The organism is Pseudobacillus sp. FSL P4-0506 (genome assembly GCF_038003025.1).
Lineage (GTDB): Bacteria > Bacillota > Bacilli > Bacillales > Domibacillaceae > Pseudobacillus.
In genome coordinates, this window is the sequence record NZ_JBBOOI010000001.1 from 3,950,169 (window position 1) to 3,966,502 (window position 16,334).

Annotated in this window: 19 protein-coding genes; all 19 read right to left on the reverse strand. The window is 41.9% G+C overall.

Features of this window, described 5'->3' with window-relative positions; all coding sequences use genetic code 11:
* Window positions 1-315 carry a DUF2577 domain-containing protein gene (locus tag MKZ02_RS19425; RefSeq protein ID WP_340855503.1) on the reverse strand — a complete coding sequence of 105 codons (315 nt, stop codon included), beginning with the start codon at window positions 313-315 and terminating at the stop codon, window positions 1-3.
* 20 nt (window positions 316-335) lie between these two features.
* Window positions 336-1,751, reverse strand: coding sequence for a C40 family peptidase (locus MKZ02_RS19430; protein WP_340855506.1), 1,416 nt, complete (start codon window positions 1,749-1,751; stop codon window positions 336-338).
* Window positions 1,752-1,760: 9 nt separating this feature from the next.
* A complete protein-coding gene (locus MKZ02_RS19435) occupies window positions 1,761-2,531 on the reverse strand; it encodes a LysM peptidoglycan-binding domain-containing protein (protein WP_340855509.1) in 771 nt (256 codons plus the stop codon).
* Window positions 2,524-6,345 carry a phage tail tape measure protein gene (locus tag MKZ02_RS19440; protein WP_340855511.1) on the reverse strand — a complete coding sequence of 1,274 codons (3,822 nt, stop codon included), beginning with the start codon at window positions 6,343-6,345 and terminating at the stop codon, window positions 2,524-2,526. The genes MKZ02_RS19435 and MKZ02_RS19440 overlap by 8 nt, the downstream gene beginning before the upstream one ends.
* 172 nt (window positions 6,346-6,517) lie before the next feature.
* Window positions 6,518-6,949 (reverse strand): phage tail assembly chaperone, encoded by a 432-nt coding sequence (locus tag MKZ02_RS19445; protein WP_340855513.1) that lies wholly within the window; start codon window positions 6,947-6,949, stop codon window positions 6,518-6,520.
* A 59-nt stretch (window positions 6,950-7,008) separates the two neighbouring features.
* Window positions 7,009-7,452, reverse strand: coding sequence for a phage tail tube protein (locus tag MKZ02_RS19450; protein WP_223663309.1), 444 nt, complete (start codon window positions 7,450-7,452; stop codon window positions 7,009-7,011).
* A 20-nt stretch (window positions 7,453-7,472) separates the two neighbouring features.
* Entirely contained in the window at window positions 7,473-8,813 is a 1,341-nt protein-coding gene (locus MKZ02_RS19455; protein WP_340855521.1) for a phage tail sheath family protein, read from the reverse strand.
* Window positions 8,810-9,016, reverse strand: a complete 207-nt coding sequence (locus tag MKZ02_RS19460; protein ID WP_340855523.1) for a hypothetical protein — start codon at window positions 9,014-9,016, stop codon at window positions 8,810-8,812. The genes MKZ02_RS19455 and MKZ02_RS19460 overlap by 4 nt, the downstream gene beginning before the upstream one ends.
* The gene (locus MKZ02_RS19465) at window positions 9,013-9,453 is read right to left on the reverse strand and encodes a phage portal protein (RefSeq protein ID WP_340855526.1); all 441 of its coding nucleotides are present in this window, start codon (window positions 9,451-9,453) and stop codon (window positions 9,013-9,015) included. The genes MKZ02_RS19460 and MKZ02_RS19465 overlap by 4 nt, the downstream gene beginning before the upstream one ends.
* 11 nt (window positions 9,454-9,464) lie before the next feature.
* Window positions 9,465-9,944 carry an HK97 gp10 family phage protein gene (locus MKZ02_RS19470; protein WP_340856463.1) on the reverse strand — a complete coding sequence of 160 codons (480 nt, stop codon included), beginning with the start codon at window positions 9,942-9,944 and terminating at the stop codon, window positions 9,465-9,467.
* A 2-nt stretch (window positions 9,945-9,946) separates the two neighbouring features.
* On the reverse strand, window positions 9,947-10,300 hold the full coding sequence (locus MKZ02_RS19475) for a DUF3599 family protein (protein WP_340855528.1): 354 nt from the start codon (window positions 10,298-10,300) through the stop codon (window positions 9,947-9,949).
* A complete protein-coding gene (gene yqbG / locus MKZ02_RS19480; RefSeq protein ID WP_340855531.1) occupies window positions 10,297-10,686 on the reverse strand; it encodes a protein YqbG in 390 nt (129 codons plus the stop codon). The genes MKZ02_RS19475 and yqbG overlap by 4 nt, the downstream gene beginning before the upstream one ends.
* A 6-nt stretch (window positions 10,687-10,692) precedes the next feature.
* The gene (locus tag MKZ02_RS19485; RefSeq protein ID WP_340855533.1) at window positions 10,693-10,851 is read right to left on the reverse strand and encodes a hypothetical protein; all 159 of its coding nucleotides are present in this window, start codon (window positions 10,849-10,851) and stop codon (window positions 10,693-10,695) included.
* A 14-nt stretch (window positions 10,852-10,865) separates the two neighbouring features.
* Window positions 10,866-11,789 (reverse strand): P2 family phage major capsid protein, encoded by a 924-nt coding sequence (locus MKZ02_RS19490; RefSeq protein WP_340855536.1) that lies wholly within the window; start codon window positions 11,787-11,789, stop codon window positions 10,866-10,868.
* 15 nt (window positions 11,790-11,804) lie between these two features.
* Window positions 11,805-12,989 (reverse strand): XkdF-like putative serine protease domain-containing protein, encoded by a 1,185-nt coding sequence (locus tag MKZ02_RS19495; protein WP_340855538.1) that lies wholly within the window; start codon window positions 12,987-12,989, stop codon window positions 11,805-11,807.
* Window positions 12,990-13,006: 17 nt separating this feature from the next.
* Window positions 13,007-13,654 carry a hypothetical protein gene (locus tag MKZ02_RS19500; protein ID WP_340855541.1) on the reverse strand — a complete coding sequence of 216 codons (648 nt, stop codon included), beginning with the start codon at window positions 13,652-13,654 and terminating at the stop codon, window positions 13,007-13,009.
* 11 nt (window positions 13,655-13,665) lie between these two features.
* A complete protein-coding gene (locus tag MKZ02_RS19505) occupies window positions 13,666-13,875 on the reverse strand; it encodes a hypothetical protein (protein WP_340855543.1) in 210 nt (69 codons plus the stop codon).
* Window positions 13,876-13,886: 11 nt separating this feature from the next.
* Window positions 13,887-14,795, reverse strand: a complete 909-nt coding sequence (locus tag MKZ02_RS19510) for a phage minor head protein (RefSeq protein ID WP_340855546.1) — start codon at window positions 14,793-14,795, stop codon at window positions 13,887-13,889.
* Window positions 14,792-16,333 (reverse strand): phage portal protein, encoded by a 1,542-nt coding sequence (locus MKZ02_RS19515; RefSeq protein ID WP_340855549.1) that lies wholly within the window; start codon window positions 16,331-16,333, stop codon window positions 14,792-14,794. Before MKZ02_RS19515 ends, MKZ02_RS19510 begins: the two co-directional genes overlap by 4 nt.
* Window position 16,334 lies beyond the last annotated feature (1 nt).

Below are 16,334 nucleotides of genomic sequence, written 5' to 3' on the forward strand. Positions count from 1 at the left end.
TTATTTTCCTTTGCGGCCCAAAATATAATAAGACCCACCCCCTTGAATTGAAACAACAGTGAGCTCGTCACCCGCTTTTAAAGCATTTAATATTGTATGGGTTTCTGTTCCTCGGGGCGTTTGTACTTGTACAGTGTGGTCAGTAAGAGATTCTGGAATGATAAAAAACTCTTCGGAAAAAACCAGCTTGTTATTTTTCATTAGCCGGATACTTAAAGGAGAATCGGAAATAACATCCGCATCTAAAATCCTGACAGGGCTCTCTGCTTTATTAGCATCATTAGCTATCTTCTTAATAGTGTTCCCTAACGTCATTTTCTTGCTTGCTCCCTCCTTTAAAGTACACGATTAATTTGCATAAACTTAGGTCCCCAATAAGTATTATTACTTCGTAAATATCCATGTTCTTTGCATCCGCTGCTTCCTAAGCTCACACAATAACCAGGTTTTGTGACAATACCAACATGCGAAACACCCGTCCGATAAGTTCCCTTAAAGAAAACCAAATCGCCCGGTTGTGCTTCGTTGACTCCAACTTTCTTTCCTCTTTTCACTTGATTGGCTGTACCGTCCCCAATGTCTATGCCGACCTTTTTATAAATAAACTTCGTAAATCCAGAGCAGTCACCGCTTCCTCTAGCAATATTCTTTCCTCCAAAATCATATTTGAGGCGACCAACATAGCTTTTAGCAAGGGTAACAACTTCTTGTGCTTTCGGAGATCCTCCTGTTGCACCTGTACTTGTACTTGAACCTGAAGATGATGAAGAAGTTAACTCTTCCATTTCAGGGAAGTCATTAGTTTCTATTAAACTTAAATTCATCGTGTGTTTATTTCTATCGAATGTATGAACATCCGTATCAATATACATGGTCTTTTTCACACGAATGTCATCAATAATGGCATAAATAGCATTACCACTTGTTACAGATTCAATGCCTAAAGCCTCTAAGTCCAGTTTCTTTTTAACTCCTTTTTTCTCGTTCAGAATCTCTTTTCCTTTTTTGATCAAGGCCGACTTACTTAAGGTTTCAGAAACTTTTTCATAATGCTGCAGCACACCGAATTGCTTTTTGCCTTCCTCGTCTGTGACAACGGCTGTGACTGTTTTACTGCCTTCTCCAGATGCTACTTTCACTCGAGTAACAGTTTCTTCAATAGAGGTATTGTAAGTATAATCAATCACATTATTTCCAACTTCTAATACCCATTGAATGTCTTGTGCTTTCAATTCAGTTAGGTGTATCTTTCCAAGCCGGGAGTAGATATGAAACTTTCTTTTAGAGGCTTTATGCGTATCGATCATTGCTCGAAGTGCAATATCGTAAAGAGGCGTTTCCTGATCAATTATCTTTCCTACCTTTTCTTTCGTATTCACAAAAGAGCCATGTGGGACTTCGAAGTCTTTACACATACGTAATAAAATTTCATCCAGCCGCTTTCCGGAGAAGTTGTAGATATCCTTATTTTCCAAAAAGTATTGCAGCATATCATAAGCCGTTAGTGTGAGCATACCGCTTTTGCTACGAGAACGGTTAAAAACGGTGCCGCGAAACAACTCATTTCCCTTCCACTTAAAAAGCACTGTATCTCCCTCTATCACCTGCTGATAAAAGTGTAGACCTGTGTCGCTATACAATATATTCGCTTCAAGTTTACGGGCTGCCTGATACCTCTGACCGGACCATGTGACGGTCGAAACTGGAATGGCCATCATATAACTTGGTTTAACTAAAAACAATTCAATCATGCTCATACCTCATTTGCGAAGGTTTACAGATACAGTTCCATCCTGAGCAATTCTAGGACTCGCTCCAGTTACGCCTGTACCCGTTTTCTTTTGTGGAATTTGCAAGACCTGGCCAGGATAAATATAGCGGCCCGGATGCTTTACATTCCGTTTGTCCCTCTTGATGAGCATTTGTTTATTAGCTTCCCAAATGGCTTTCCACTCCGCACTATTTTTATAAAGTGTTTTTGCAATTCCTGTTAGAGTATCCCCTTTTTTCACCTTATAAGTTTTTGGTATCGGCTTCGTATCAGGTCTTTGCTTATTGCCCCCGTTAGCACTTGGCTTCTTCTTCTTTGTATCAATCTTTCGAGAAGTGACAAAGGTATACTCTTTTAATGTAATACTGTAATCAAGATCTCCAATGTCTTTATCTCCTTCTTTACAAGAAAAATCATCGATGGATACAGCAAAATTAATTGGAGTGCCGGTTACAAGAAAGCGAATAGGCAGTTTACTCTCTTGCCATGCTTCCAACCTTTTCACATAATTCCAGGGCAAAGAGAGTTTTGTTGGCCGGACCTCGCAAAGCGGACTCCATTTCGCCGGAAAAAAAGACGAAAACTGAAATGTTTTCGCCGCTGGCTCCTGTAATATTGTTATCTCGCCAAAACCGGCAAGGTCTATACTTTCATTTTTTGAGGAGTTGCTGATCTCGATTGAAGAAGGGAGGACAGGCAGCTGGAATTTTTCTTTTCCATTCTGCCAGGATAGCCAAATTTCATATACACTTTTAGTCATACACCGCCATCTCCCCTCCAGCAAAGTATTCTTCTTCTAATTGTTGTTCCACCGCTTTTACCGCAATCTTTCCAACCTTTTCAGCGTCCATTTCATTGTGATAATGACTTTCTCCCATGATCTGCACAATAACATCACGTATCCCCTGCTTCATTGTTTGCATAGGACGGCTCATGACATTTCGGACGGCTTGCTTTTCTTCTTCAGGCAGAACAACTGGCGCTGAGTTCCCCATATCTGCAGTATCTGCTCCTACTAGAGTCGGCTGAGGAGATACACCAAGTGCATTTTGAGCATACTCCAATAACCCCAGGGCCCGGTTACGGTACTGTTCAAGCGGAATGATGACCTCTCTCTTATTTCCTTCACCAACACGGGCAATATGATCATGCGTAATAACACCGCCCCGCTTGTACGGTTTATAACCGCCCCCGCGGGATCTTGATTTAACACCCGGATGATTTTGAATTCCTCCATAACGTCCATTAATATAGCGAATGGCCGCGATTGCTGAATGGAGTGGATTTCTTCTATCATTCATGCCTGGGAGTTTCCATCGCTTAAATGTCTCTCCGATGATCTGGAATAGACCAACAGACGGATCACCACGCCGAGCATTAATATCCCAATTATTAATTGCATTTGGATTAAATCCAGATTCCTTTTGAGCGACCCACATAAGCGGCTCTAGCCAACTCATAGGCATACCAGTGATCTGCAACGCCTGCATAATCGCACTGCGCGCCATTGCTGCTCCACCGCCACTAAAGTTTCCGAATGACCCCATCAACTCGCCAGCTTTGTTTTTAGCAATCTTAGAGACATCCACACTACTAAACCCTTTTACAACTCCCATCGCTGACCAATAACCGAGATCAGCCATGACACGGGAAGGTGAATGAATGCCTAGTTCTTTACGGAAAGCACTTTCTACTGCTTTGGCCAGTGATTTGGCTTCGGCCGATACATCCGCTTTTTTGTTTCTCATACCGGTAATAAAATAGCCTATCATTCCTTGGCCGAACCCCTGACCGCTTGGGATAAACTTCAACATAGGCTGGGCTACATGGTTATTCAGCCACACACTCATTCCCACTGGCACTGCTTTAATGCCATTTTTGAAACTATGAACTAAGGAAGACCCATATAGTTTTGCCCCTGCAGCTGCTTGATTAAGTGGTTGATAAATATTTGAAGTGACCCACGAACTCACAGACAGCGGGCTGTTCTTCATTCCTGAGACAAAGCCATAGCTGAACGCGTAGCCAAAATGCTGGGCGCTCTTCACTGCACTTCCTACTGGAATATAAATCTGTTGGTTGATCCACGAATACACATTCACAGGAGCGCTATTTAATCCTGTTACAAAACCGTAGGAGAAAGCGTAACCCAGATGCTGAGCATTCTTCGCGGCACTGCCAAAGGGCACATAAATATTTTGATTAATCCAGGAGTATACATTTACGGGAGCACTGCTCAAACCGGCAACAAATCCGGCAGAAAAAGCATAGCCTAAATTCTTTGAGTTAGTTGCGGCACTTCCTACAGGTTTGTAGACTTTCTCGTTTAACCAGCTCGTCACGTTCATTGGCGCTGAGTTTAGACCAGCCATGAAGTTTGTACCGAAAGCCTGGCCTTGAGTTTTGCCATCATTAGTTGCTGTTGGCTGTGCGGCTGGTTTATTTTCCTTGTTCTCTTTATCTCCGAAAAAGAGTTTTGATAGGGCGCCTTGTCGGTCTTCCGCGTATGTTCCAGCATCTTTAAAAGGATTACTGAGCAAGCCATTAAACTTTTCCTGTCCAGCTTTATGGCCGAACAACCAATCTCCAATACCAGTTCCTGCCTGATCTACTGCCATGAAGGCTGCAAATGTGCCAAGAATTCCGAGTCCCTTGCCAGCTCCGCCTAACCCTCTTCCTCCTCCGCGTCTGCCTGAACGTGTATTTCTATTTCTACCAGTCCGGGTATCATCACCAAAGAGCGGGTTGTCTGCAGGTGGGCGTACTTTAAAGAGGTCTTTTAACTTGTCTGTTAAGCCTCTAATACCGCGGGCTCCTCTTCTTGAGCGGCGATCCATGCGGCTCATGCTGTCATTTATATCGTCTAATCCGTTATCCCTTGGCGGGCGTGTTAAGAGCCCTTTAGCAAATCTAAAGGCTTTAACCGCAGGAAGAACTGTTGCAAGGGCAACACCTAGACCTGTGATCGCTATAGCAGCTCCTCCAACTATAGGAGCTATTACTTTAAAGTGTTCAATACCAAATTGGATCGCCGGTACAAGGACACTCCCCACCTTTTCTGCAAAGTCACTAATAGCTGTGGTCATATTTTCAATAGCTTCTTGACCTTCCTTTGAATCCATCCACTCATTGAGTTTTTCAAAAGCAGGAGCTACATTTGTGATAATTCCAGTTCCAATCTCTGACATGACTTGGCTCAGCCTTCTCCCTGCATCACTAATCGGTGTCATAGGGTTATTATTTCTCATATCGTGGAACTGCTTATTGAGTTCACCGGTCGCATATATAGGATCATTTATTGCACTGGCCATATCCAAGATAGGTTGTTTTAAATCCTCATACTTTGTGCCAATAAGAGCTGTGGCCATTTCAGCGCGTTTGCTTTCATCTTTAATTTTAGAAAGACCATGCGCCAATTTATACAAGGCCTCTTCCCCAGAGTAGGCCCCTTCTTTGAATCCTTTAAACATTTTCTTAGTCTCTGCAGGCCCTAATGCTTTACTAAAAGCGGCTACCTGTTCGTCACTCGCTTCCAGACGCTTAATATTAAATTCACGCACCGCATCCGCCATGTCATCAAAGTTTCGGGCCCCACCTTTTGTTCCTGCCACAAATGCCGCAGAAACCTGCTCAGGTTTTAAAGACATGTCCACGAAGCTTGAACTGTACTCATTAAACGTATCTAAAAGGTCCTCGTATTGATCCCCTGCATTTTTAAATACATAAGCTATATTATCTCCTGCTCTTGTAGAATCGATCTTGAAGTTTTTCATCATACTAGATAATGAGCGATCTACTTCAGGAACATCTTTTTCGTGAATCATTGCGATTTTATTAGAGATTTCAGATGCAGTTTTTAACTGATTGCCTTTCAGGTCGGTTTGTTGTGCTATATTTCGAATTGATAGGGACACTTCTTCTCTTGAATTTCCAGCCTTTTCTTTGTAAAAAATATCATTAGTCATTTTTTTGATAGTTGCCACATCAATGCCCGTCACTGCACTGGTCCGAGCATTTTGTTCCATAGAGGAACTTCCGCTGCCAAGAACACCAGCTCCTGAAATCCCGGCTGCAGCACCGATTGTTAAAACTGTCCCCTTAAGCTGATCTAAACGCCCTTGAATGTTTTCAATTACTGAAGAAGCCTGATCCTCTGCAGTGATTTCTGCTGTGGCCCGCTCGCTATCCACGCCGTCTAATCGTCGCTCAATCCGCTCTAAAACACTGCTTAATTTATCAACAGCTGCAATTTCTGCTGTAGATCGTGCGCTATCAACACTATCCAGCCGCCGATCTATTTGATCTAGTGTACCGGTCAAACGATCAATTGCCTCTATAGTTGGAGCAGCGGTTGTGCTGTCTAGTGTTGAAATTCTTCTCTCTACAACCCGAATAGTGCCTGTTGCTGTGTCAATCACCTCAAGGCGGGGATTCGCTCTAGCTCTATCAAGTCTTCGCATAGCTGTAGTTGTAGATTCAGTGATTGATTCAATACTTTCTAGGTTGCCATGCAGCCCCCTTAACCTTCTTGAAATATTATCCTTCATTTCAAAGACAGCTGTTAATTTGGCCAAAGCGATCACCCTCCTTTCGGCTTATGATCTTTTAAGTATTTTTCAACTGATGCATAAAGGAATGCTTTTCTTTCCTTTGGCATTTCCCATAAGTCGCGCAGATCACGAGGTTTGTAATTCCTCTTGTGAATCAAAAAATGGATGTAGACCGCATCGCGATCTCCATCCTCAATCAGTTTTTTGCGTCTTCAACTAACTCCTCGAAATCTTCATCGTATCCATTAATACGCTGTGTGGCATTCATCCACTCTGCAAACTCTCCACCTACTGACAATACTTTTTTTACTGCCTCCACTGGATCTACTACGCCATAGGATTTAAGGAGTTCTTTATCTTTAAAGTCCGGATACACCGTTGACTCGACTCCCATACGGGCGATCCAGCGAGCACGGTTTAGTTGCTCTCCTACTTTTTTGCCGTTCTCTTTCACTGGCTCAACACAATCTTTCTCAAGCTCTTCAATCCGCTCAGTTGTAATAGGCTTCATCACAAAAGGAATTACTTTACCTTGATCGTCCTTATAGCGTTTGGTAACAAATACTTCTTCCTCTGTTACTGCCTGTGCTTTACCTGCCATAAAGAAATTCATATCACGTTTTGTCATTTTTATATTCCTCCAATTAATTGTTTAATTTTTTATTTTCAAAAGAAAAAGAGCGACTATTAAAAGTCGTCTCTTAATTCTTCCGGCATGTCGATATCTTCCCATGTGAATGGAAGCTCTTCCTCTAACACTTCACCCTCTGCATTCAATCCGCCAACTTTAGCGCTGTCGAAGTTCACATCATAAATCGTCACACGCTCTGTTCCACGGCCAGAAGATTTGTCATCAAGAACTTCCTGGAATGTGAAGTATTTGTCTTCACCGTTTTTCACATAGTCCATCATAAGACGGACAAACCTGGATGTAACTTTGTAAACAGTTAAAGTTCCAGTACCGCTTGCTCCGACAGTTTTATGCCCTGTCATACGGCGGCCAATTATCGGCACTTCTGTTTTGTTTTTCTCAATGTTTGCTTCGAACGCCTTAACATACGCTAGTTCCTCTCCATCTAGGAATAAGCGGCCTTCTTTTCCGCTAATTGTATTACCTGAACGAAAAGCCATAAGTTATCTCCCTCCTTTTTTTATCGGATTTCCATTCCGAAATAGAATTTCTCTGCACTATCGGTCGGTTGTACACCAATGTTAATGAAGAAGCCATCGCCGTCTTCATTGATAGCAATTTGAATATCATTCTTTGAATCAAAGTTTTTAAGAGCGCCTCCTGCTTGGAGGGCATTCATATAAATGGTTGCGAGTGTATTAAGAATCTGAACACCATCATCATTTACTGGAATATCTGTACCGCGCTCTTTTCTTAACTTAATTTCTTGTTTGATCTCACGTGTAAGATCATTATTAATTGCATCAAGAATACGAATGATCTTATTCTTTTGGAACTTTTTATCTTTTTCTTTGGTGAAGGAAACAAAAGAGTTAATGTCTTTTTCGACTGTTACTGTTTTATCACGAGCATCAAACGTTAGCATGAATTCGCCTTTAGCCAACCGTTCAATAATCTCATCATTATCAAGCCGTGGGGTAACATCGATTGCTCCTTCATATTCCACGAATGTTAATGATTGATAAATTGTAGCTCCTGCAGCAGCACCTGCCACCCAAGCAACTGTTTCGGCTGGTGTTAATGTTTTCTCCGGAAGTACTGCTCCTACAGTTACATTGTCAATCCCTTCATAATCACCCGCATAATTAGCCAGAACCCCACGAATTTTCACACCTTGTTGCTCACGCACTCGCTTAACAAATGAGACGAATGCTGTTTTCAACTGCTCATCATCCACCGGAAGGGCAATGACGTCAAAATACTCTGTTTCAGCAGCGTCTAGAAAATCTGTGTAATCTAGGTTGGTTGGAACGCCGTCTGATCCACCAGTTAATTTAATTCCGGCTGAATCGGTTAATTCTCCAGCACTCGCAAACGTTACCCAAGCATTTGCTTTTAGTTCGCTTGCATTGGCAACCGTTTGTTTATCGACCGCTTTTGCACCGATAAAAGTTGTTACATCTTTTTTAGTACTTTCCAACACATTTGTTGCTATTTTGATAGTGATATCATTGCCTTTTGTGCCGCCAAATGCCGCCGTTGCAGTAATATCTGTCGCTAATGTTCCTTTTGCTTTTGTGCCTTCATTCACTCGATAAACAAGAACCGTTTTGCTTTTCTTTTTAGCTTCACGCAGCAAAAGAAGTGAGGGATCATTAATATCCAATCCAAGCTTTTTCTCAACATCTTCGGCTTTAGTGACCTCAGTAAATTTCTTTGGTTCTCCCCAACCAAGTGTGAGCGGAAGAGCTAAACGCCCACGTTCGCCAACAGCCAAGCGGTCATTCGCTGCGGAAGTGAAGCGAAAATAAATCCCTGCCCGCTCTTTTTCTACGCCAGGTGTAAATGTGCCGCCATTCATTGTTTAACCTCCTTATTCAAAAAGGCCTTAATGCGTGATTCAGCCTCTTTCTTTGTCATTTGAATTTCCTTAAAACCAAAAACAGCACCATCAAATACTTCTGGTTTTACACCAAATAGTTTTTGAGAGTGCTCTCGCAATTCGTGCAAGTAAAAAGTAGGTTCATTACCTGCTGTTTCAGTTGTCTTTTCTTTTGCCATCATTTCACCCCACTGTCCACGCCAATATTTTGAAGCGGCGTGTATTCTTCTTTTTCATAAAAATAGCGACTATCCCATGTTAAGTGGATAATCGCTACTCCTGTATCTGCTATTCGAGTTTCAGCACGATTTATTCGCACGTATTCGCCTGTTACAGCCCCTGTTTTATCAACTAGGGGTATAAGCCCTTTTTTACTATTAACAGCGTCAGCGATTCGCTCTGCTTCGTTATTTGCCTGTTGTGAGTCCTCATGAAACAACTTCACCGGCAAACTATAAGTCTTTAGAAAAGTTGATAAGGTGTCGTTACCGTTAAGAGCAAACGGAGGAGGGAAGTACATACTCGGAACAGCAAAACTTTCCGGCACTTCTTTTGTGTAAACTTTACAGGGAAATAACTTATAGAAATAAGCCATGATTGATGCAGCTTCCGGATTCAAGGCATCTCCTCCTAAAATGTTGTATCTAACCACTGTTGCAGGCGACGCTCCAGACTTCTTTCAAAAATCCTTTCGAAAATAACAAGAGCATTGTCCCAATAATGAGAGCCTTCTACCCACTTTTCTCTTAGCATCATGCCGGTATTAGCTCCTGGATCGTAAACAAATCGATCGCCTCTCCAATATCCAGGCACAAAGCGTTTTCGTTGAAAGTGACCGTCGTTTGCGTAACCGGCATACTTCAAGTTCGTTCCAATTTCCAACGTTAATCCGCCTGAATTTATGGACCAAACACTTTCAGAGTCCCCTCGGCTAAAAGAGTTTAATAATCTTCGTGTATCTACTGTTTCTGTTCGGATAATCTCATCCTGAATCAAAGCAAGAAAATCCATCCCCATGCCTTCTAGCCATAAGCCAAACTCTTTTTTCAAGTCCCTATCAGCTGCTTTTTCCACCTGTTTCATAAATTGTTTTAAGCCGCGTATCTTTATGCTCATAGGCGTTCACTCCGAATAGCTGTGACTTCGATATGATGATTCTTGATCTTTTTTGGAATCTGTAATGTAAATTCGATTCCGTTCCAAATTACTTTGTCATTCAATCGGACATCAGCGGTCGGCAAAAAGTGAATAAGGAATGATTGGATCACCTTTGGATCCGGTTCACCTTGCACGATGGTTTGATTCTTTTCCGTAAAGTAGCAAGGAACAGCGGAAAGGTCTGGGACATTGCTATAGGAGAATTCTTCTTCTAAGTCCTCTCCCGGTATCCCCCATGCCCCTTCACTTTCTGCCCTCACTAAATGGTAAATATCGCATTCATGGGTAAGGAGACTACGATAACTCATAAGGACCTCAACCTCATTCGAGCAGTACCCGGATCTGCTGGTTCATCCTTTTTGATAAAGGCAGAAAGCAAAGCTGATATATCCGGCTTAGCATTACCGCTCTCCTCTGATGCAGTATAAGAATAGTCCCCGATCTTTTCGCTTTTGATTCCTTTAGACAAGGATTCATCCGAATTAACCAACGCGTAATACTGGGCAAGCTTCTGCAAAGCGAGCTTCACTTCTGCCGGCAGCGGTGTATACTCTGAATCGGAAAAATCGTGGCCTGCTATTCTTCTAACCTCTATTTCAGCTTCCAAAATATCTTGCTCTAGTAACTTTGTGTCTCTACTTTTTACCTGTTCAAAGACTGAATAGCTTATAACGTCATCAGGAGTGATCAGCACAGGCTATCACTCCGTTTCTTTTTCTTCATTTACAATTTCAAAGTAACCTGTTTTAACCGCTTCTTCTGCTTCCTTTTTTGTTTTAACCTCAACAATGGGATTGCGAGCATCTGCACTCACAATCCCGCTGTAGGATAAAGCATTCTTCAGTTTTAGTTTAACCATAGAAAGCTCCCTCCTTATGCCAAGCCTGTAACAAGAACTGCGGCATCTTTTTCCTCAATGATTGGATCAAAGTCCAAATGAACAACATAAAAACGCTTATCTTGCATGATCGCATCTTTACCTTCAACCGTCTTACGAATTTTCACATCATAGGAGTTAACAACGATCAAGTTTTTAGGGTTAGTGAGAACAATTTTATCTTTCGGCATTCTTGGAACAGCTACTGCCGGGATGCTGGCAGGTGCATTTAAAATAGATTCAGAGAGCCCACCACCATTTTTAATATTTTCATTCAACAGGTAATGCTCCCACTTTTGTTTTGTGGATGGAGCCATTAACCAACGTAAGGTACCATTGTTATATTTGTCCGGCATTTGAGCTAATGCATCATAAAATACATTAAGAGAAATGGCGCCGGCTTCTTTTGCGGAACGATCCTCAACATGCGATCCTGTTGTTAATTGCTTAAGCCAGCCATTATTAATTTTCAAGAAGTCATAATCCGGATCTGTGTCGAGAGTCGCTTCGTCTCCGTTAATATATAAATCCTCAAGATCAATACCAAGTTGAGTAGTCATAAGCTTTGTGACTGTATCTTCAAATCCTTGTCCCTCAATATTTTCACGCAAGGATTCTTCTGTAATTTCCCAAGGGAGACGAACAGCAGTCGTAGCGTATTCTACCTTGTCAAAATTTGCTTTCTGGCGGTAGCCGTCATCTGTATTTTCCGTTTTCTTTCGAAGAATACGAGAATCAATGCCGATCTTATCAATCTCACCTGTCTTTGCACGGCGCATTTCCTTGCGAATAAGTCCTCCAAGGACAGTAGATTCGAAGGTTTGCTGGATAAACTTTTGAGATTGTTCCGGGTTTAGTAGGCCGGATGTGATACTTCCTGTAGTGATCGTATTTTTCATAATTTGTTGATTAGTTGTCATTGAACAGTCCTCCTCTTATAGAATCCCTTGTAAATAATGTGAGTCCTTTTGAATATGCTCTTGCTCAGGGTCAGAATTAGCCTGCTTAGAAATGCCGCGCGCCTTCTCTACCGCTTCCAAACGGTCAGTAATTGGTGTCAGCTTTTCATCTAATGCAGCTGAGAACTGTTTTAACAACTCCTCTTCAGCAGACGGTTCAGCGACATTACCCTCTTCTTTTTCAATTGCATCTAATCGTTTCGTGATCGGTGACAGCTTTTCATCTAACATTTTTGCGATATCCTCTTTTTTCACTTCTTCTTCCTCCTCTTCTTCCACTTCTGCTTTTAACTCGTTAAGAGCATCAAAAGCAGCATTAATTTTATCCATGCGAGCGGCTGAGATTTTCTTACCTGCTTTTTCGATATTCTCAGGCGGTTCACCGATGGACTTTGCAACATTTTCAGTCAATAAAATATCGTTGAGAATTGAGACATAATCTTCTATTGCTTCGCGAAGTTTTGCTTCATCTGCTTCAAATTCAAAATCATCTGTTCTCCAGTTATAAGAGCGGATAGCACTTTCGAAGCTACTTTGTGCGGCCCAGAAATCCCGGTGCTTCTTTTTTCGCTCAAAGTCATCCCGAACAGCGCCTTTTTGAACCTGCTCACCTGTAAAAAAGCTTTTAAGCATATTAAAAAGCCCGGCTTCTCCTTTATCTGGGATAACAGCGGGCTTTTCGTTCTGTTTTTCAATTGTCTCAGCAGTACCAGCCATTGAATAGCCAGTGATAGCTCCTTTTTTAATCTCTTCCCAGACTTCATCAGATGCTTTTGTTACAAGTACCCAGGAACCCTTTGTAATTGTTTGCTCTCCAATCGTAAAGTCAGCTGGCGCAATGTAGGACTCAACTACTTCCCCAACACCTGCATTAAAATCATGCTGCTTGTCGATGTTTCGAGCATCCTTCATGAATCCATGAGCAGCCTTTTCAATTTCAGCAGCGGTCATGAAGTCACCGTGTGAATCCTCAACGTCCGGCTCGTACACAAGACCGTAAACAAGTTGCTGCTCCTCTTCTTCTTTGTTAATGAAAAGCTTCACTTCTTTTTGGAAGTCTGGCTGCTTAGCCGATTTTGTGAAAAAGAATTGCTTCTGATTGGCTCCTTTGTCAACGTAAGAAACATGTGTGATGTTAGCATTAATTAATTCTCTTCCCATTTATTTTTCACCTCCTCTCAATCGATTGTTAATGGCTCAAATCTACTTTTAGATTTATCTAAGGTTGATTCATCATCGACATACGGCCAAAGACGAATCGAAAAAGTAGGAACCTCTGTCGCGTTTAATGTAAAAAATAAGCCATACAAATTATGTGACGGGATATTAAACCTTTTGCACAACAGCATAACTAGTTCGTCGGATTCTGCTGCCCCAAGTTCAATCTTCTCTTTTACAATCTTGTCATCTTTGGGATGACTGATATGGATTGTTGTGCTTTGTTTATCTGCAGAATAATCATAACGAAGCCTTAAAATGTCCTTAAATCCCGTCTTTAAATAACCTTCTATCTCTTTCCACACATCTACTTCTAGAGGTATTTTGCCAGCCCGAAATTCCTTATCATTCGATGTTTTCTCCACTTCTTCCTGAAAATAATTTACTGCAGAAGCCACAACCAAAGGGATAACTTTCTCGTTCTCAAGCTTTTTAATATCTGCATGAGAATAACCATTCAATAAAAGAAAACGATGAGCAGCAAGCTTTGCTTCTTTTTGCTCACTCTCATTGATGCCTTCGACCTTATTTATTATTTTAATAATCTCTTCCGGCGTTCCCTCAAATGTTTCCTCGCATTCTCCAACTCTACGTGTATAATACATCATTCGCCCTCCCCTTATTGATTTACAATGGCCATTCCGCTTTCAAATTCAGCGATACATTCACCAGTATCTGTGTTCATAAGTTTCACGTTTTTCATTTCAACATGCTTTTCTTTTAATACGTCACCGATCTGTGAAAGAGCGGAATAATCTCTTATAAAATTCCCTCTCCATAAATCGTGTATATCCTGAATCTTTTTCAATTTCTCATCGGAAACGCTCATTGAATCTCCTCCTAACTATCCAACTCTTCCAACACCTGCCGCCGCATCTCTTCTTTTTCTTCCTTGCTCAATCCAAGAATGGATTCGCTAACTACAGGCGAAAGCACACAGTGGCAATTTATCCGTTCACTGGCTGGCAATGAGGGATCTCTTGGATAATCCGCTTCATGGCCGTTTACATCAAACTTTTCATCCACAGGGATTTCCTCCCCGTCTAAGTCTTGATGTTCTTTACGCGGCTTATTTTTCTTTGATCCTGAATGTCTCCACCGTTTTTTCTCCACCGCTGGGCTTTGACGATAGGACTCAACTTGAGCAACAGAAGAAGCGGTCAATACTTCTGTTATAGCTGTTGTTCGTGCACGCTGCCGATCAAACTGAGGCAAATCCTTTATGGCCAGCTCAGCATCTTGAATAGAGCCGCCTTCTTCAATAACTTTCTTTAATTCCCTTTCAAGCGCTTCATGAGTATTCAGCTTCATCAATTCGCCCAAATCCTTGGACCATTCTTCGATCCAAGTGATGCTTCGATTAGATAACACTTCAAAAGGTACGTCTTTATCTATTGAATCCATTAACTCGGCGGCTAATCCCGCTACTGTTAACTGAAGAAAGGCGGATGTCTCTTCCTCCATTTCTTCGGCAAATTCATCCTCTGCAAATAGATTGGCTGTCAGATAGATCAGCAGAGCCTGCAATGTAATATCTTTCCCTACATAGGATTTCACACCATCCAGAAAGTGTTTCCGCTGCTTCCTTAGCAGTTTAGCTATCTTTTTCTCATAATCTTCAACATAGCCAGGTATACTTTCTAAACCGGGGAAGTCAGGAACAACATCCGTCAGCTTTTCATCCTCGTCTTCCTCGGCTTTAGCAATGTACTCATTGAGGCTTTTCAACAACTTATCAACCTTGCTCATGACTTTATTTCCTCAAGAACATCACGTAAGTCTTTCATGATGTTGATTAATTCATTGTTTGGTGCAGCCTTCGACTTTGCCAAGGCTATAAATGGATTCGACTGCTGAGCTTGCTGCAAACTGTTTAAGACCACTGGGAATGGCACATTATATTCGTCAGGAAGCGCCTCAAGCTCTTTCCCTAACACTTGCCCTAGCAAGTCCCTTAAATCGTTAGGAACAGCAGCTCCAGCGTTAATAAACGGGGTTAATGCATTGGCTGTTTCTATCGGATCACCAAAGTTTGGACCTTTTAGCGCAGCTTTAACATAATAAATCTCTAAATCCGGAAGAAAAAGTGTATTCAGCTTCCCTGTAATGGCTTGCCGCTCCGGTTCAAAGACCTGCTCTTCTGTGATTTTTCGAGCGGTGTCTGCGGTCGCTTTGTTATAATCCTTTGATTCTCCCGTATAGATCGGTGGCAGACGAAAAGCAGAGCGCAGCTTATCACGGCTTTTTGTATCATACTCAAGGAAAAGAGCGTCTTGCTGCAGAATCTCGGCCAAAGATTTGATTTCAACTTTCACCGGGGTAGTAGACTCATCCCCTGGCTTTAATCCCTTCTGTGTAATCCCCTCAGCTTCTAACACAAGAAACTTATGAGCATTGTCAACTCCTTGTATATCATTCATGTATTCTTGGAGTTGTGTGTAAGAGTCCTCTGTCAGCATACCGTTTGAGATAGTAATAGCTGCTGGCGTGTGCCTGCCTTGTTTAAAATACAGATAGTTCAACTCTTCTGCTTTCCTGGCACCATATTGATGAACAATATGCCCTACCCAGCGTGGAATTCCGTATGTGCCGCTGCCAATCTTAAAATGAATGATTTCTGTTGCCCGTAAGTTTTCCGGTGTACTTTCATCAAACTTCCCATTGGTCAAATTCATGATTCGCGGATCTCCATACTCTTTGAAGTACACTTTCTTTCCGTTAATCATCTGGACAAACTTACGAAACGTCCGCCACCGTTTTATTTTTTTCGGCTGACCATTTTCTGTAATTGTGTATTCTACTTCTTCCGGCACTGTCCGCTTACAAACGCGGACATATTGGCCATCTATATATTCCATGCCAGCCGGTCGATTTAATCCGTCCCTCAATATTTCCACGTAGCCATTACCCATCTTCTCGCGGTCCTCTAAGGCATATCCTAGAATCGTTTCTGCTTCTTCGTCGTAATTAAGATAGCGGTAAAACTCTTCAAGTCTAGTCCATTCAACATCAGCTGCTTTCTTCTGTTCGTCTGGCGTATCTTTCGCATTGTAGTCAAATCGATAATCTGGCACCATACCAAAACCTAAAATGTTTACGCGGTATGCTTCTACACATTGTTGCAGTATGGTTGAATACTCGCCAATCAGTTTCAGCTCTTTTAAATTATAAGGGGGCTCAATCACATCGTCTCCATACGATGATTGAAAAGGATCATCATAAATCTGTTTTGTTGTAGTAGAAGCGTCCTCCGCTTTAATAACCCGGGCTTTCATTTTGTTAGCCATC